Source organism: Streptomyces sp. NPDC047000 (assembly GCF_040644295.1).
GTDB lineage: Bacteria > Actinomycetota > Actinomycetes > Streptomycetales > Streptomycetaceae > Streptomyces.
The window spans coordinates 50,372-66,028 of the sequence record NZ_JBEYWE010000008.1 but is presented as its reverse complement, the minus strand read 5'-3'; the positions used below and the strand labels follow the sequence as shown (position 1 = coordinate 66,028).

The window sequence follows — 15,657 nt, the reverse complement described above, 5'->3', positions numbered from 1 at the left end:
CCGCCGGCCGCGGCACCGGTCAGCCGCCGGTGCCGCGCTGCCGCAGCGCGGAGCCCGATCTGCCCTTGACGACCTCCAGCTGGGCGTGGACACGGCGCCGCAGGTCGGGCACATGGCTGACGATGCCCACGCTGCGGTCGCGTTCCCGCAGCGAGTCGAGGACGTCCAGGACCTCGTCCAGGGTCTGGTCGTCGAGGCTGCCGAAGCCCTCGTCGACGAAGAGGGTGTCGAGCCGGACCCCGCCCGCCTCGTCGGTGACCACGTCGGCCAGGCCCAGGGCCAGGGCGAGCGAGGCGAAGAAGGTCTCGCCGCCGGACAGGGTCGCGGTGTCGCGCTCGCGGCCGGTCCAGGCGTCCACGACGTGCAGCCCCAGCCCGCTGCGGCCGCGTCCGGAGCGGCCGTCGGAGTGCACGAGGGTGTAGCGGCCGGACGACATCCGGCTCAGCCGCGTGGTCGCGGCGGCGGCGACCTGCTCCAGACGGGCGGCGAGGACGTACGACTCCAGGCGCATCTTGCGCTCGTTGTCGGCGGCCGTGCCCGCGGTGAGCGCGGCGAGGCGGGCCACCCGCTCGTACTCGGCGCGCAGCGGCGCCAGGGCCCGTACGCCCCCGGCGGCACGCGCGGCGAGCCGGTCGAGCTCGGTGCAGCGGCGGGCGGCGGCGTCGCACGCGGAGGCGGCGTCGCGCACCCGGCGGCCCGCGGCCGTGGCCGTCGCCTCGGCCGAGGCGACATCGGCGGGCGGCCGCCGGGCTGCGTCCGCGGTACCGGCCTCGGCGAGCACGGCACGGACGGCGGCCTCCTCGGCCTGCCAGGTGTCCAGGCGGCGCTGGAGGTCCCGGTGGGCGGCGTCGTCGAGGAGGGCGGCCGCCGCGTCCTGCGGGGTGCCGAACCCGGCGCGGACCGCGGCGTCGGCCAGCCGGACGTCGGCCTCCTCGAGGCGCTCGGCGGCGTCGGCGGCGGCGCGAGCCGCGTCGGCCGCCCCGGTGAGCAGAGCCGCCCGGCGCTCCAGCTGGGCGGCCCGGGCGGCCACGCTGCCGGCGGCACCCCGGGCCTGGGTCAGTTCCGTCTCGAGTTCGGCCTTCTCCCGGTCGAGGCCGTCACGGCGGGCCAGGCGGGAGGCGGCCCGGACGGCGGCCTCCTGACGCTCGGCCAGGCGCTGCTCGCGCTCGCGCTCGGCACGGCGCAGCTCCTCGTGGGCCCCGTGCAGCGCGGAGGCCTCGTGCCGGGCCTGCGCGTACCGCCGTTCCAGGTCGTCGGCCTCGGCGGCGAGCAGGTCGGTGGGCGTGTCGCCCGCCTCGGCGGTGGCGGCGGCGAGGGCCTCGCGGACGACGCCGAGCCGCTGCTCGTCCTCGGCCCGCCGCTCGTCGGCGTGCCGGTGCGCGGCGAGGGCCTGCTGTTCGGCCTGGCGGTCGACCTGGCCGGCGGCCTTGCGGGCGGGGGCGGGGTGGTCGGTTCCGCCGCAGACCGCGCAGGGTTCGCCGGGGACGAGGCGTTCGGCGAGTTCGGCGGCTATGCCGTCGAGCCGCTGTTCCCTGAGGTCCAGCCAGTGGGCGTGCGCGCGCAGGGCGCGACCGGCGGAGGCGGACGCCCGGTCCTGTGCCTCCCGGGTGTCCCCGGCGAGCTGGTCGCGCATCCGGGCCGCCGCGAGCCGCAGCCGCAGCGGCTCGCGCCGCTCGGCGAGCTGTTCGGCGCGGGTGGCGGCCTCCTGGGCGGCGTCGACACGGGTCTGCAGGGCCGTACGCGCCGTGTCCCACCCGGCGAGCCAGGCATCGGCGTCCTGGATGACGTCGTCGTCGGCACGCTCCTGGCGGTCGAGCCCGGCGCGCTCGGTGAGCAGCGCGGTCAGCCGCTGTTCGGCCCGGCGGGCCGACTCGAGGCCGCCGAGCTCCTCCGCGGCGCGGCGCGCGGCGGCGGCCAGGTCCGCGGCGGCAGAACCGGCGTCCGACGGCGGGAGCTGGGCTCGCGCGCGGGCGTCGGCCCCGGCGGCACGCCGGTGTCCGGCCTCTGCCGCGCGGCGCAGGTCGAGGGCGGGCGCGACCGTCTCGGCCTTGCGTGCCCGGTCCATGCGGGCGCGGTCCTGGTCATGGTCGCCGGCTCGGGCCTCCAGCCGCGCCGCCCGCTCCCGGGCCTCGGCGAACCGGCGCTGGAGGCGGGCCAGTTCGCGGGCCTCGTCCAGGATGTGCCCGGCGGTGGCCTGGGCGGACTCGGCCGCGGTGAGCCGGCAGCGGGCGACGGTGAGCTGTTCGCGGGCGGTGCTGCGGGCGACGGCGGCAGCGGTCAGGACGGCTTCGGCGAGGCCGGGAACGCCGGGGGCGAGGTCCGGCAGGGGCATGGCGTCGCCCGCCTCCTGCTGCATGCGGTGGGCGTCGGCGAGCAGCGCCGCGTCCCCCTCCCGCACCCTGGCCTCGGTGGTGCGGCGCCGCTCGGCGAGGCGCTTCTCGACCTCGGCGAAGCGCCGGGTGTCGAAGAGACGGCCGAGAAGTCTGCCGCGGGCCTCGGCGTCGGCGCGCAGGAACCGCGCGAAGTCGCCCTGGGGCAGCAGGACGACCTGGCAGAACTGCTCGCGGCTCATGCCGAGCAGCTGGGCGATCTCCTCGCCGATCTCCTGGTGCGAGCGGCCGAGGGCCTTCCAGGAACCGGTCCCGGCGTCGTACTCGCGCAGCCCGCTCTGCGCCTTCTCGACGGTGGTACCGGGGCGGCCCTTCTTCTTGGGGCGTTCCCAGGGCGGCTGCCGGGTGATCTCCAGGCGGCGTCCGGCGACGGTGAACTCCAGGCGGACCTCGGTACGGGTGGCGCCGTCGGCGTGGTCGCTGCGCAGGTTCATGCCCTGGCCGCTCTGCCGGGCACCGGGCACGGCGCCGTACAGCGCGTAGCACACGGCGTCCAGGACGGAGGTCTTTCCGGCACCGGTCGGGCCGTGCAGCAGGAACAGGCCCTCGGCGGCGAGGGCGTCGAAGTCGACGGACTGGCAGCCGCCGAACGGGCCGAAGGCCGTGAGGTCGAGACGGTGCAGCCTCACCGGCCGGCCTCCCGTACGGTGTCGTCGGTGCGGACGGCGTCGAACGCGTCGCGCAGCACGCCCCGTTCGGCACCGTCCGGTCCCGCGCCGCGCACATGGGCGACGAAGTCCTCGGCGATCTCCTGGTCGCTGCGCCCCGTGAGGCGGCGGGCGTACGACAGGCCCCGCTCGTCCTCGGCACGGTCGGGGTCGAAGACCAGGCTGAGGGTGTGCGGGAACCGCTCGGTGAGGCGTGCCATGGGTTCGCCGGGCCGGACCGGGTCGGTGAGGGTGGCCTCCACCCAGGACTCCCGGTGCCGGGCCAGCGCGGGGTCGGCCAGCAGTTCCTCCAGGGGACCGCGGATGCGGGCGAGCGGTCTGGGCACCGGACAGTCGACGCGCTCGGCGCTCACCGTCCCGTCCCCGCCGAGGTCGACGAGCCACATGCTCTTGCGGTGCGCGGCCTCGGAGAAGGAGTACGGCAGCGGCGAACCGGAGTAGCGCACGCGGTCGGTGAGGGTCTGGCAGCCGTGCAGATGCCCGAGCGCCACGTAGTCCACGCCGTCGAACACGCCGGACGGTACGGCGGCCACCCCGCCGACGGTGATGTCCCGCTCGCTGTCGCTGGGTTCGCCGCCGGTGACGAAGGCGTGCGCGAGGATCACGGAGCGGGTTCCGTGCGGGCGGGCGGCCAGGTCGGCGCGCACCCGGTCCACGGCGGCGGCGAGCACCGCCTCGTGGCCGGGTTTGTCCACCCCGAACTCGTCCTTGACGAGGGCCGGTTCGAGGTAGGGCAGGCCGTAGAAGGCGACGTCGCCGTGGTCGTCCCGGAGCACGACGGGCGTTCCGCAGGCCGCCGGGTCGGTGCGCAGGTGGATGCCCGCGCGCCCGATGAGCCCGGCGCCCACGCCGAGGCGGCGGGCGGAGTCGTGGTTGCCGGAGATCATCACCGTGGGCACGCCGAGGGCGGCGAGCCGGTGCAGGGCGTCGTCGAACAGTTCGACCGCGGCGAGGGAGGGCACCGCGCGGTCGTAGACGTCTCCCGACACGACCACCGCGTCCACCTCGCGCTCGCGCACGGTGCGCAGGAGGTGGCCGATGAACCCGGCCTGGGCCTCGAGCATGTCCACCCGGTGGAACGCCCGGCCCAGATGCCAGTCGGAAGTGTGCAGGAGCCTCATGATTCCCGAGACTAACGGCCGGGTCCGACATCGCGGCCGGCCACTCCCCTATCAACCGGTATCGACCGGCATCGACCGCTTGCCGGTCCCTGGGGCGCCCTGTGCGACAAAAAGCGCGTCACCGGCGGTGGCCCGCACCGCGGTCCGTCAGGCGTCCCCGTATGCCTCTCCGCCCAGTTCGAACCCGGCCGTTCCCGCGGTGGCGTCGGCCAGCCAGGCGCGGAAGGCGTCGACGTCGGCGTCCGGCAGCCCGATCTCGATGGTGACGGCCTCCCCGTACCGCACGTCGCGGACCGCGCGTCCGGTCGCGCGCAGGTCGTTCTGCACCTTGCCCGCGCGCTGGTGGTCGACGGTGACGGTGGCCAGCCGGAAGCGCCGGCGGGTGACGGTGCCGAGGTGGTCGACGGCCTCGCCGACCGCACCGCCGTAGGCCCTGATGAGGCCGCCGGCGCCGAGTTTGACGCCGCCGAAGTAGCGGGTGACGACGGCGACGACGTAACGCATGTCCCGGCGCAGCAGCATCTGGAGCATCGGGACGCCCGCCGTGCCGCCGGGTTCGCCGTCGTCGCTCGCCTTCTGGACGCCGGCGTCGGCGCCGATGACGTAGGCCCAGCAGTTGTGCGTGGCGTCGGCGTGTTCCTTGCGGACGGCGGCGACGAAGTCCTGGGCCTCGCGTTCGGTGGCCGCCGGGGCGAGCGCGCACAGGAAGCGGGAGCGGTTCACCTCGGTCTCGTGGACACCGGGCCGGGCGACGGTGCGGTACTCGTCCTGCATCCGGTCAGCTTATGTGCCGGACGGCGGCCTCTCCGCCACGGACACCGGCCGCGGGCGGCGGCGGGCGGTCAGCCGTGCTTCTTCCTCCCCCGGGGCACTGTCATGCCGGTGAGGAGGGCGGTGCCGGGAGCGAGGGCCTCCCAGCCGGGACCGTGCCAGGCCAGGACGGCGATCGCCGAGGTCGGGAACTTCGTGTGGAGCTGGTCGAGGGCGTCGTCGAGACCGTCCCCGGCGAGTTCGAGGACCAGTTCCTCCATGCCGGGGTTGTGCCCGACGATCAGCAGGGTCTCCACCTCCGGCGGTGTGTCGCGCACCACCTCGAGCAGGTCGGGGACCCCGGCGGCGTACAGCCGCGGGTCGAACCGCACCGGCGGCGGGGTGCCCCACTGGGCGGAGGCCAGCTGCCAGGTCTCGCGGGCGCGGACGGCGGTGGAGCACAGCGCGAGATCGGGCAGGCAGTCGGCCTCGGCTAGGGCGCGGCCGGCGGCGGGCGCGTCCCGCCGGCCGCGGGGCGCCAGCGGGCGTTCGTGGTCGGGGACGCCCACCGGCCAGGCCGACTTGGCGTGCCGCAGGACGACCAGCCGGCGCAGCGGTCCCGCTCCGGCGCGGGCGGTCATGCCGGGGATCCGAGGTCACGGGTGAGGTCGAGGCCCAGCAGCCGGTCGGCGTAGGCGTACGTCTCGAAGCGGGCGCCGTCCGGCAGGTCGGGATGCTCCGCCACGGTCTCCAGGATCTCCAGGACGGCCGGGACGTCCAGGTCGTCCTCCCAGGCCCGTCGCAGCCGGGCACGCACCTCGTCCGGTACCGGCCGCGAGGGGCGCCTGGCCCAGTCGGCCACGGCACGGCGCCGTCGGGCGAGGGTGTCACGGGCCGCGTCGAGGACCGCGGCGTCCAGGTGCAGGGGGTCGGCGTGGTGCCGGGAGAGCAGGGCGAGACGCGGTACGGCGGGGTCGGTGCCGCCGGCCGGGTACACGGGTGCCGGACCGGCGGGCGTGACGGGGGCGACGGCGACGACCACGCCGCCCGGGTCCTGCAGGCGGGCGGCGGTGTCGGCGGCGGCCACATGGACGACCTGGGCCTCGCCGAGACCCTCGCCCAGTCCGCGGCTGTCCTCGAAGGGGCGGATGCCGAGAGCGGCGCCCGCCGCGCGCAGGTCGGCCTGGTGGCGGTCCCCGTCGAGCAGCGCCCAGACGGGGGTGCCGCCGATCTCCAGGGCGCGCTGCAACAGGTCGGCGACCAGGAGCACCCGCAGGGCCGTGGTGGTGAAGTCCCGGGTGTGGACCTCGATCCGGGTGAGGCCGCGGCGGGCCGGGACCGGATCGGCGGATTCGCCCGTGCGGGCGTCGGTGATGCGCAGCACGGGGCGAGCGTAGGCGGACGGCGGGCCGGCCGCAGGCAACTCGCGACGATTCGGGACGCCGCGCCCTGGATCATGCCGAAGAGCTTCGGAACCGGGCATCGGCCACCCCTTTCCCGTACCGGGGAATCACCGTATACCCTGCGCTGTTGCCCCGGTGAGGACCCCCTGGGGCAGCCTTTGCCCATCCCTTTCCCAGGCCGGAGGAGGCCGCGGTGCACGGCGACGCAGCGACGATCCGCACGATCCTGACCGAACTCGGTGACACCTGGGCGGTGGTGGGCCTGTCGAACAACGAGCGGCGCGCGGCGTACGGCGTCGCGGAGGTGCTGCGGCGGCACGGCAAGCGTGTCGTGCCGGTGCATCCCAAGGCGGAGACGGTGCACGGCGAGCAGGGGTACACCTCGCTGGCGGACATCCCGTTCGCCGTGGACGTGGTCGACGTCTTCGTCAACAGCGGCCTCGCCGGGCAGGTCGCCGACGAGGCGGTCGGCAAGCGCGCGAAGGCGGTGTGGTTCCAGCTGGGCGTCGTCGACGAGGCGGCGTACGAGCGCACCCGCGCGGCGGGGCTCGAGATGGTCATGGACCGCTGCCCGGCCATCGAGTACCCGCGCCTGGGCTGAACCGTACCGGCCCCGGCCCGGGGCTCAGGCCACTCCGAGGCCGTCCAGGACGACCGCGCCGGGCAGGTCGGCGAAGGCCTTTCCCGGCAGGAGGAGTTTTCCGGCGCGGCGGCCGCTGCCGACGAGGACCCAGGGCAGGTCGACGACGGCGGAGTCGATGAGCAGGGGCCAGCCGGCGGGCAGTCCGACCGGGGTGATGCCGCCGTACTCCATGCCGGTCTCCCCCGTCGCCGTGTCCGCCGGGGCGAACGACGCCTTGCGCACGCCGAGCCGGCGGCGGACCGTGCCGTTGACGTCGACCCGGGTGGTGGAGAGCACCAGGCAGGCGGCGAGGGTGGTCTCGCCGCCCCGCCTGCCCGCGACGACGACGCAGTTGGCGGACCGTTCCAGGAGTTCGCGGCCGTAGTGCTCGACGAAGACGGCGGTGTCGGCCCAGCGCGGGTCGGTCTCGACGTGGAGGATCTGGTCGGCGGGCACGCCGCCGGACCAGCCGCGCACGGCGTCGGCGACCGGCGGGACGAGGTCGGCGAGGCAGTCGGGGGCGGGGCGGACGGTGTCGAAGTCTCCGATGGGTGCGCGCATGACGGCACGCTAACAGCCGTGTCCGGCCGCGCGGCCGGGCGTTTTCCCGCGGCGAGGGCCGCCTCAGCGGACGGGCGGCACCGAGACGGCCATGACCATCCGCATCGGCTCGTCGCCGTCGTTGGCGTAGGTGTGGGGGGTGTCGGCCTCGAAGGAGGCGCTGGCGCCCGCCGGGACGCGGTACTCGATGCCGTCCACGGTGAGGGTCAGCTCACCCGCCGTGACATGGACCATCTCGACCGTGCCCGTGGGGTGCGGATCGGAGGGGCTGCCCTCGCCCGGCATCAGCCGCCAGTCCCACATCTCCAGCGGGCCGGGGGCCTCGGTGCCCGCGAGGAGGCGGTTGTAGCTGCCCGCGTCCGTGTGCCACAGCCGTACGGCCTGGTCGGCGGGGACGATCCGGACGGCGGGGCCCTGTTCGTAGTCGAGCAGGGTGGTGATGCTCACGCCGAGCGCGTCGCCGATCTTGACCACGGTGCCGATGCTGGGGTTGGTGCGCGCCTGCTCGATCTGGATGAGCATGCCGCGGCTGACCCCGGCGCGGCCGGCCAGCGTGTCGAGCGTGAAGCCCCGTTCGGTGCGCCAGCGCTTCACGTTGCGCGCGAGGGACTGGGTCAGCAGGTCGAGGTCCGACACGTTCCGTCCGTGGTCTCGGTGGGCCTGAGGGTGGTGGGTGAAGGCCAGTGGCCCGATAGTGCAATATTATGTATGACAGAGTGCACCTCACCGAACTATGGTGGGGTGCACCCCCTTGTTCACCGAACTGTACTGTGAGGCGACCCGTGACCGTGTTCTTCGCCCTGGCCACCAGCCTTCTGTGGGGACTGGCCGACTTCGGCGGCGGACTGCTGAGCAGGCGCGCACCGGCACTGACCGTGGTCGTCGTCTCCCAGGGGATCGCCACGGCCGTCCTCGGCGCGATCGTGGTGGCGACCGGCGCCTGGAGCGAGGCCGGACCACGGCTGTGGTTCGCGGTCGCGGCGGGTCTGATCGGCCCGGTGGCGATGATCTGCTTCTACGAGGCGCTGGCACTCGGCCCGATGGGCGTGGTCTCGCCGCTGGCCACCCTCAGTGTCGCCGTCCCGGTCGGCGCCGGGCTGCTGTTCGGCGAACGTCCGGGCCCCTGGCAGGCCGCGGGCATCGCGGTGGCCGTCGCCGGAGTGGTGCTGGCGGGCGGCCCTCAGCTGCGGGGTGCGCCGGTGCAGCGGCGGGCGATCGTACTGACGCTGGTCGCCGCCCTCGGCTTCGGCATGGTGTTCGTGCTGATCGCCGCCGCGTCGACGACCGTCACGGGACTGTTCCTCGCCCTGTTCGTGCAGCGGGTGGCCAATGTGGTGGCGGGCGGCGCGGGCCTCGGGGCCATGGTGGCGCGCGGTACGCCGGTGCTTCCGGCGGGCGGCTTCCCGTGGGGCTCGCTCCCGGCGCTGGCGTTCGTCGGTCTCGCCGACGTCGCGGCGAACGGCACCTACTCGACGGCGGCGCGGCTCGGCCCGGTCACCGTGGCCGCGGTGCTGGCCTCGCTCTACCCGGTGGTGACGGCGCTGGCGGCCCGGGGCTTCCTCAGCGAACGGCTGCGCGTGATCCAGGCGGCGGGCGCGGGCCTCGCCCTGCTGGGCACGCTGCTGCTGGCAACGGGGTGAACCGCCGGCGGGTGGCGGGTGGCGGTCACGGCAGGCGAAGGGCGGTACGGGGAACGGGGCGGAGGGCGGCGGCGCCCGGGCCGGGTCAGCCGTCGGCGAGGGTCCCGGCGTCCAGCTCCGTGAGACGGGCGACCGCGGCCTCGTCCAGGTCGGCGAGGGCCCGCAGCTGACCCGGGGTGGTGCCCTCGGGTATGGGCACCGGCGCCGGGGTGCGCAGCGGGGGCTGCCAGCCCTCGGCGGGCGTCCAGCGGCGGACGACACGGGCAGGCGCCCCGGCCACCACGGCGTGGTCGGGGACCGCGCCCCGGACCACGGCACCGGCGGCCACCACGGCGTTCCGGCCGATCCTCGCCCCCGGCAGGATCACCGCACCGGTGCCGATCCAGCAGCCGGGGCCGATCTCCACCGGTTCCATCCTCGGCCACTGCTTGCCGATGGGCTGATGGGGATCGTCGTAGGAGTGGTTCGTGGACGTGATGTAGACGTACGGCCCGAAGTAGCAGTCGCTGCCGATGGTGACGGCCGTGTCCGCGATGACATGGCTGCCGCGGCCGAGGACCACCCCGTCACCGATGCGCAGGATGGGGTCGGGACCCAGGTCGAGGTCGGGCATCAGGCCGGCCGTGAGGGTGACCTGTTCGCCGATGATGCAGTGCGAGCCGACGTGGATCCACGGTTCGCCGAAGACCGTGCCCAGCGGGAAGGCCAGCCGGGTGGCCGGTCCGAGGGCGCCGAAGCGGAACCGCCCGGGGTGATCGGCCGTGACGGAGCCGGTCCGCTGCGCCCAGGCCCAGCCCGCGTGGACGGCGCGCTGGGCGAGGCGGCGCCGCCATGACGAGAACGTGTTCCTGCTTCCGGGCACCCGCACACCGTACTCAGCGCGCGCCGGGGGCCAGGAGACGGGCGGGCTGTGATCTTCGCCCCACCGGATGGGTACGGTGCGGGGGACCGGAGCCGCCCGGCGGACACGGACGGCGAGAAGACACGGACGAGGAGACACGGATGACGACGCACCGCGCGCTGGTCACGGGCATCGGCGGACGGGAACCGCGGATCGACGGCACGGCCTTCGTGGCGCCGACGGCCTCGGTGATCGGCGAGGTGACGCTCGGGGCGGGGGCGAGCGTCTGGTACGGCGCGGTGCTGCGCGGCGACACCGAGCGGATCACCGTCGGCGCGGAGAGCAACGTCCAGGACAACTGCACCCTGCACGCCGACCCCGGCTTCCCGGTCACGGTCGGCGAGCGGGTCTCGGTGGGGCACAACGCGGTGGTGCACGGGGCCACGGTGGAGGACGACTGCCTGATCGGCATGGGCGCGACGGTGCTCAACGGCGCGGTGATCGGAGCCGGTTCGCTCGTCGCCGCGCAGGCGCTGGTGCCGCAGGGAACGGTGGTGCCGCCGGGGTCGCTGGTCGCGGGGGTCCCGGCGAAGGTGCGGCGGGAGCTGACGCCGGAGGAGCGCGAGGGCATCACGCTGAACGGCACGAGGTACGCGGACCTGGGCAAGGCACACCAGGAGGTGCACCGACAGGGGTAGACCGGCGCGGGCCGCCGCAGCGGGGTCCCGCAGCGGCGGCCCGCGCTCACGTGCGGTCAGACGCGCGAGGTCATTCGGCGGCGGCCACCGGCTCGGGTTCCGCCTCCTCGGCCGCCGTCTGCTGGTGCTGCGCCTTCCTCGCCTTGCGCCGGACGACCACGAACGAGCCGAGCCCGATCAGCACCGCCGCCACCAGACCCAGCCACGAGAAGCGCTTGAGCCAGGACTCGGCGACGACACCGACGTAGTAGATGACGGCGGTCGTCCCGCCCGCCCAGATCACACCGCCGAGGACGTTGGCGGTCAGGAACTTCCAGTACGGCATGCGCAGCACCCCGGCGAGCGGGCCGGCGAAGATGCGCAGGAGGGCGATGAAGCGGCCGAAGAAGACGGCCCACATGCCCCACTTCTCGAAGGACCGCTCCGCGGTGGCGACATGGGCCTCACCGAAGTGGCGCGGGAACTTCGCGCCCAGCCAGGCGAGCAGCGGTCTGCCGCCCTTGCGCCCGATCGCGTAGCCGATGGAGTCGCCGACGACGGCGCCGACGACGGCGCAGGCGCCGAGCACGACGGGGTTGATGCCCGAGTGCTGCGAGGACATCAGGGCCGCCGAGACGAGGATGATCTCACCGGGCAGCGGGACACCGAGGCTCTCCACGCCGATGACCAGGGCCACGACGGCGTAGACGGCGGCCGGGGGCACCGTGTCGAGCCACTCCTGGACGTGCAACGCCGGTTCCTCCCGTTCGCGACCCGGCACTCCGGGTGTGCGCCGCACAGGGCACCGGACGGTGCGGCGAGGCGGCAGGGCGCACACAGGAAGCGTACCCGCTCGCCCTCCCGGCGCCCGAGCCCCGAGGCGGCCGGGGGCCGCCGGGGCCGGGCGGCGCGGGCTAACTCCCCGGATGCGCCCCGTCGGCCGGACCGGCCCCGCCGCCGGCGCTGTCCGGGCTGTTCGGGCTGTTCGGGCCGTCCGTGCTGTTCGGGCGGAGGGTCCAGACGACGGTCATCTCGCCGGTGACCGCGCCGTCCTCGCGCCGGATGGCGACCGTCACCGGGAACTCGGGGCGCCTGCCCGCGTCGAGTTCGGCGACGACCTCGGGGGCGGGCCGGCCCAGGGTGGCGGTCGCGGTGACCGGGCCGAGGGCGATCTTCCTGAACGCGATCTCGGCGGTCACCGGCAGGGGGACCGCCCGGGAGAGCTGGTCGCCGAACGCGGCGAGCACGACGGCGCCGCTCGCGGACTCGCCGAGCGTGAACATGGCCCCGGCGTGCGGCCCTCCGACGTGGTTGCGGTACTCGCTCTGGTCCGGCAGGGCCAGCACGGCCTTCTCCGGAGTGGTCTCCAGGTACGCGAGGTTCAAGGTGCGGACCATCGGCACCGTGGCGGCGAGCAGCTCGCCGATCGACATCTGATCTGCGCTCATGGACGGGATGTTACTAACGAGTAGGTGAGTCTGGCCAGAGTTTCCCGTTCCGCGACCGACTCGGTACGTCCCTGACAAGGGACGGTGACCCGGCCGTGTCATGACGGGCACTAGGGTTACTGCCCATGTGGCCAGGACAGCAGCCGCCCGGGGGCGAGCAGAACCCGCAACACGACCCGCAGCAGAACCCGCAGGGCAATCCGTACCAGCAGCCGGGGTATCAGCAGCCGAATCCCTATCAGCAGCCCGGCTATCAGCAGCCCGGCTATCAGCAGCCCGGCCCGTACGCGCAGCAGCCGCACCAGGGACAGTGGGGCGCTCCGGCACCGGCGGGGACGCCCGCGCCGGGCGGTCCGCCGGCGAGCGGTGGCGGGGGCGGCGGCGGCCGGACGAAGTGGATCGCGATCGGGGCGGCCACGGCCGTGGTCGTGGCGGCGGGCGTGACCGGCTTCCTGGTGCTGGGCGGCAAGGGGGACGAAGAGGCGGGCGGCGGTTCCGGCAAGCAGACGGACTCGTCGGCCGGCACGTCGCCGTCCGTTCAGCCCACCGTGTCGGCGTCCGGCTCGGACGACAATCCGCGCGGGAACGAGACCCTCAAGCCGACCGTCGCGGGCTGGAAGGTCGTCGTCAACCCCAAGTGGGGCATCGCCTTCGACGTACCGGCCGACTGGGAGGTCCAGTCCCCGACCATGTATCTCGGCTTCGAGGACGAGAAGTCGGACGACCTCAAGCCGCTGGTCACCATGTCGGGCACGGCGCAGTACCAGTCCAAGTGGTGCACCTCCGACGACGACAAGGACGGCCACTCCGAGGACACGGAACTGGCCGCGGTCGGCTCCAAGGGGGCCAACGGCGCCAAGACCACCGACGAGGTGGCCGTCAACACGGTGGCCTGGTGGGTCTACGGCGGTTACACCCAGCCGGACAAGAAGAGCATCACGGCCGACAAGAAGGCCCAGCCCTACACGACCGCCTCCGGCATCAAGGGCAGCATCGCGTGGGCCCAGTCGACGAACACACCCGCCAAGGGCAAGTGCGCCAGCGACGGCAAGGCCGTCACCTTCGGTTTCAAGAACTCCGCCGGCGACTTCGTGTCATGGAACTTCTTCGGCGCCAAGGGTGTGTCCAAGGAGGTCCCGAAGGCGACCGTCATGAAGATCCTCGACACCGTGCGTCTGCACGGCGAGCCCACCGGCAGCTGACAGAGGGGCGGCGCCCCGCGGAGGGTCAGCCGATGCCGAAGGCACCCTCCGGGGGCTCCGGCGACGGTACGGCGTCCGCGTCCCGCACCGGTCGTGCCCCGGCGACGAACTCCCGCAGCCGGTCGCCGTGTTCGACCCGGGCCGGGAAGGCGTCGGCCGCGGTGCGCCGGGCCAGGGCGGCGAGGTCCGGTGGCCGGTGGGCGGCGACGAGCACCGCGTTGCCGAACCGCCGGCCGCGCAGCACGCCCGGCTCGGCGACCAGCGCCAGCTCCTCGAACACGGCACCGAACGTGGCCAGTTGGGACCGCAGGAAGGTGAACGGCGCCGCGTCCGCGAGGTTGGCGAGGTAGACGCCGCCGGTCCGCAGGACGCGCTCGGCCTCGCGGGCGTAGGAGAGCGTCGTGAGGTGGGCGGGGACCCGGGAGCCGCCGAAGACATCGGCGACGATCACGTCGGCGGAGCGGTCCGGGGCCGCCGCCAGCCAGGCGCGGGCGTCGGCGGCGTGCAGCGTGATCCCGGCGCCGTCGGGCAGCGGCAGATGCGCGGCCACCAGTTCCAGCAGCCCCCGGTCGGCGTCGACGACGTCCTGCCGGGAGCCGGGCCGGGTCACGGCGACGTAGCGCGGCAGGGTGAGCGCGCCGCCGCCGAGATGCACCACGTCCAGTGCCCGCCCCGGCTCCCCCAGGCCGTCCAGCACATGCCCGAGCCGCCGCGCGTACTCGAACTCCAGATGCGCGGGCGCGTCCAGATCGACGTACGACTGCGGCGCCCCGTCGACCGTGAGCAGCCAGGCCCGCTCCCGGTCGATGTCGGGCATCAGCTTCACGACCCCGAACTCGGTCTCCCGGACCACGGGCACAGCTTCACTCACCCCGCCATTGTGCCGGTCCGGACCGGCTCGGCCCGCACCGCCGGCCACACCGGTACGGCGGAACCCCGGTCCGGACACCTCCCCGCGAGCCCTCGCGGCGAACGGCGAACGGCAGACGGCAGACGGACCAAAAGGTCGGCCGGCCGTCATCCGCCGGCCGTCATCCGCCGGCCGTCATCGGACAGCCGTCATCCGACGCGGACGACGGACCCCGCGCCGACCGTCCGTCCGCCCTCCCGGACGGCGAACCCGAGCCCGGGCTCGAGCGGCACCGCCCGCCCGAGTTCCACGGTCATGGTGACCGTCTCCCCGGGCCGGGCGACGGCCGCCTCACCGAGGTCGACGTCCCCGACGACGTCCGCCGTCCGGATGTAGAACTGCGGCCGGTACCCGCTGGACAGCGGTGTCGTACGGCCGCCCTCGCGCCCGGACAGCACGTACACCCGTGCCGTGAACCGCCGGCTCGGCACCACGCTCCCCGGCGCGGCGACGACATGCCCGCGGCGCACCGCGTCACGCGGGACTCCGCGCAGCAGCAGCGCGACGTTGTCGCCGGCCTGGGCCTCGTCCATCGGCTTGCCGAAGGTCTCGAGCCCGGTGACGACGGTGTCGACGTCCGCGCCGAGCACCTCGACCCGGTCACCGACCCGCACGGTGCCGCGCTCGACGGCGCCCGTGACGACCGTGCCGCGCCCGGTGATGGTGAGCACGTTCTCCACCGGGAGCAGGAACGGCGCGTCCACGTACCGCTCGGGCAGGGGCACATAGGTGTCCACGGCGTCGAGGAGCGCCTCGACGGACGCCGTCCACCGCGGGTCCCCTTGCAGGGCCCGGAGCCCGGACACCCTCACGACGGGCGCGGTGTCGCCGCCGTAACCGTGCGCGGTGAGCAGCTCGCGGACCTCCAGCTCGACCAGGTCGGTCAGCTCCTCGTCCCCCGCGTCGGCCTTGTTGAGGGCGACGACGATGTGGTCGACGCCCACCTGCCGGGCGAGCAGGACGTGCTCGGCGGTCTGCGGCATGATCCCGTCGAGCGCGGAGACGACGAGGATCGCCCCGTCGAGCTGCGCGGCGCCGGTGACCATGTTCTTGACGTAGTCGGCGTGGCCCGGCATGTCGACATGGGCGTAGTGCCGGGTGTCGGTCTCGTACTCGACGTGCGCGATGTTGATGGTGATGCCGCGCGCCGCCTCCTCCGGGGCCCGGTCGATGCGGTCGAACGGCACGTAGCGGGTGCCGCCTCCGGTGCCGCGCTCGGCGAGAACCTTGGTGATGGCGGCGGTGAGCGTGGTCTTGCCGTGGTCGACGTGCCCCATGGTGCCGATGTTCAGGTGCGGCTTGGTGCGCACGTAGGCGGTCTTGGGCATGGCTGTACCTCGAAGCCTCTTCGATGGTGCTCCTGACGGCCCCGGCCGTGCGGGAGAGCGCGGCCGGAACGGGGACCCCCGGAAGGTGCCGACCCT

15 protein-coding genes and 1 pseudogene are annotated in these 15,657 nt (G+C 74.6%); 4 read left to right on the top strand and 12 right to left on the bottom strand.

The window, feature by feature from the left end; translation table 11 throughout:
• Positions 1-19: 19 nt before the first annotated feature.
• The 5 genes from ABZ862_RS15375 to ABZ862_RS15355 form a co-directional block, all read right to left on the bottom strand.
• Positions 20-3,019: an SMC family ATPase gene (locus ABZ862_RS15375; RefSeq protein ID WP_360957560.1), complete on the bottom strand. Its 3,000-nt coding sequence runs from the start codon at positions 3,017-3,019 to the stop codon at positions 20-22.
• Positions 3,016-4,179 carry an exonuclease SbcCD subunit D gene (locus tag ABZ862_RS15370; protein WP_360957558.1) on the bottom strand — a complete coding sequence of 388 codons (1,164 nt, stop codon included), beginning with the start codon at positions 4,177-4,179 and terminating at the stop codon, positions 3,016-3,018. Before ABZ862_RS15370 ends, ABZ862_RS15375 begins: the two co-directional genes overlap by 4 nt.
• A gap of 147 nt (positions 4,180-4,326) precedes the next feature.
• Positions 4,327-4,953: a YigZ family protein gene (locus tag ABZ862_RS15365; RefSeq protein ID WP_360957555.1), complete on the bottom strand. Its 627-nt coding sequence runs from the start codon at positions 4,951-4,953 to the stop codon at positions 4,327-4,329.
• A 68-nt stretch (positions 4,954-5,021) separates the two neighbouring features.
• The gene (locus ABZ862_RS15360; protein ID WP_360957552.1) at positions 5,022-5,570 is read right to left on the bottom strand and encodes a histidine phosphatase family protein; all 549 of its coding nucleotides are present in this window, start codon (positions 5,568-5,570) and stop codon (positions 5,022-5,024) included.
• Positions 5,567-6,313: a hypothetical protein gene (locus ABZ862_RS15355; RefSeq protein WP_360957549.1), complete on the bottom strand. Its 747-nt coding sequence runs from the start codon at positions 6,311-6,313 to the stop codon at positions 5,567-5,569. Before ABZ862_RS15355 ends, ABZ862_RS15360 begins: the two co-directional genes overlap by 4 nt.
• Positions 6,314-6,525: 212 nt before the next feature.
• On the opposite strand from ABZ862_RS15355, the gene ABZ862_RS15350 reads away from it, so the two are divergent.
• On the top strand, positions 6,526-6,933 hold the full coding sequence (locus tag ABZ862_RS15350; RefSeq protein WP_360957546.1) for a CoA-binding protein: 408 nt from the start codon (positions 6,526-6,528) through the stop codon (positions 6,931-6,933).
• Between the two features lie 24 nt (positions 6,934-6,957).
• On the opposite strand, the gene ABZ862_RS15345 is transcribed toward ABZ862_RS15350, so the two are convergent.
• Both ABZ862_RS15345 and ABZ862_RS15340 read right to left on the bottom strand, forming a co-directional pair.
• Entirely contained in the window at positions 6,958-7,515 is a 558-nt protein-coding gene (locus tag ABZ862_RS15345) for a YbaK/EbsC family protein (protein ID WP_360957543.1), read from the bottom strand.
• A gap of 63 nt (positions 7,516-7,578) precedes the next feature.
• Entirely contained in the window at positions 7,579-8,151 is a 573-nt protein-coding gene (locus ABZ862_RS15340) for an XRE family transcriptional regulator (protein WP_360957540.1), read from the bottom strand.
• 146 nt (positions 8,152-8,297) lie between these two features.
• On the opposite strand from ABZ862_RS15340, the gene ABZ862_RS15335 reads away from it, so the two are divergent.
• A complete protein-coding gene (locus ABZ862_RS15335) occupies positions 8,298-9,155 on the top strand; it encodes a DMT family transporter (RefSeq protein ID WP_360957537.1) in 858 nt (285 codons plus the stop codon).
• An 85-nt stretch (positions 9,156-9,240) separates the two neighbouring features.
• On the opposite strand, the gene ABZ862_RS15330 is transcribed toward ABZ862_RS15335, so the two are convergent.
• Positions 9,241-10,017: an acyltransferase gene (locus ABZ862_RS15330; protein WP_360957534.1), complete on the bottom strand. Its 777-nt coding sequence runs from the start codon at positions 10,015-10,017 to the stop codon at positions 9,241-9,243.
• A gap of 140 nt (positions 10,018-10,157) precedes the next feature.
• On the opposite strand from ABZ862_RS15330, the gene ABZ862_RS15325 reads away from it, so the two are divergent.
• Entirely contained in the window at positions 10,158-10,694 is a 537-nt protein-coding gene (locus tag ABZ862_RS15325) for a gamma carbonic anhydrase family protein (protein WP_360957531.1), read from the top strand.
• Positions 10,695-10,764: 70 nt separating this feature from the next.
• Here ABZ862_RS15325 and ABZ862_RS15320 read toward each other — a convergent pair whose 3' ends face one another.
• Both ABZ862_RS15320 and ABZ862_RS15315 read right to left on the bottom strand, forming a co-directional pair.
• Entirely contained in the window at positions 10,765-11,424 is a 660-nt protein-coding gene (locus tag ABZ862_RS15320; protein ID WP_360957528.1) for a DedA family protein, read from the bottom strand.
• 250 nt (positions 11,425-11,674) lie between these two features.
• Positions 11,675-12,106 (bottom strand): annotated as a pseudogene (locus ABZ862_RS15315) (DUF4442 domain-containing protein); the annotation flags it as partial.
• A gap of 140 nt (positions 12,107-12,246) precedes the next feature.
• On the opposite strand from ABZ862_RS15315, the gene ABZ862_RS15310 reads away from it, so the two are divergent.
• Positions 12,247-13,323 (top strand): hypothetical protein, encoded by a 1,077-nt coding sequence (locus tag ABZ862_RS15310; RefSeq protein WP_360957526.1) that lies wholly within the window; start codon positions 12,247-12,249, stop codon positions 13,321-13,323.
• Positions 13,324-13,348: 25 nt separating this feature from the next.
• Here ABZ862_RS15310 and ABZ862_RS15305 read toward each other — a convergent pair whose 3' ends face one another.
• Both ABZ862_RS15305 and tuf read right to left on the bottom strand, forming a co-directional pair.
• The gene (locus ABZ862_RS15305; protein WP_360957523.1) at positions 13,349-14,194 is read right to left on the bottom strand and encodes a fused MFS/spermidine synthase; all 846 of its coding nucleotides are present in this window, start codon (positions 14,192-14,194) and stop codon (positions 13,349-13,351) included.
• A gap of 188 nt (positions 14,195-14,382) precedes the next feature.
• The gene (gene tuf, locus ABZ862_RS15300; RefSeq protein ID WP_360957520.1) at positions 14,383-15,561 is read right to left on the bottom strand and encodes an elongation factor Tu; all 1,179 of its coding nucleotides are present in this window, start codon (positions 15,559-15,561) and stop codon (positions 14,383-14,385) included.
• Positions 15,562-15,657 lie beyond the last annotated feature (96 nt).

What these genes read in the sequence shown, in the direction of transcription:
- ABZ862_RS15345 (WP_360957543.1), bottom strand. Translation starts at nt 7,515, where the DNA reads ATGCGCGCACCCATCGGAGACTTCGACACCGTCCGCCCCGCCCCCGAC.
- ABZ862_RS15370 (WP_360957558.1), bottom strand. Translation starts at nt 4,179, where the DNA reads ATGAGGCTCCTGCACACTTCCGACTGGCATCTGGGCCGGGCGTTCCAC.
- ABZ862_RS15310 (WP_360957526.1), top strand. Translation starts at nt 12,247, where the DNA reads ATGTGGCCAGGACAGCAGCCGCCCGGGGGCGAGCAGAACCCGCAACAC.
- ABZ862_RS15325 (WP_360957531.1), top strand. Translation starts at nt 10,158, where the DNA reads ATGACGACGCACCGCGCGCTGGTCACGGGCATCGGCGGACGGGAACCG.
- tuf (WP_360957520.1), bottom strand. Translation starts at nt 15,561, where the DNA reads ATGCCCAAGACCGCCTACGTGCGCACCAAGCCGCACCTGAACATCGGC.
- ABZ862_RS15365 (WP_360957555.1), bottom strand. Translation starts at nt 4,953, where the DNA reads ATGCAGGACGAGTACCGCACCGTCGCCCGGCCCGGTGTCCACGAGACC.
- ABZ862_RS15360 (WP_360957552.1), bottom strand. Translation starts at nt 5,570, where the DNA reads ATGACCGCCCGCGCCGGAGCGGGACCGCTGCGCCGGCTGGTCGTCCTG.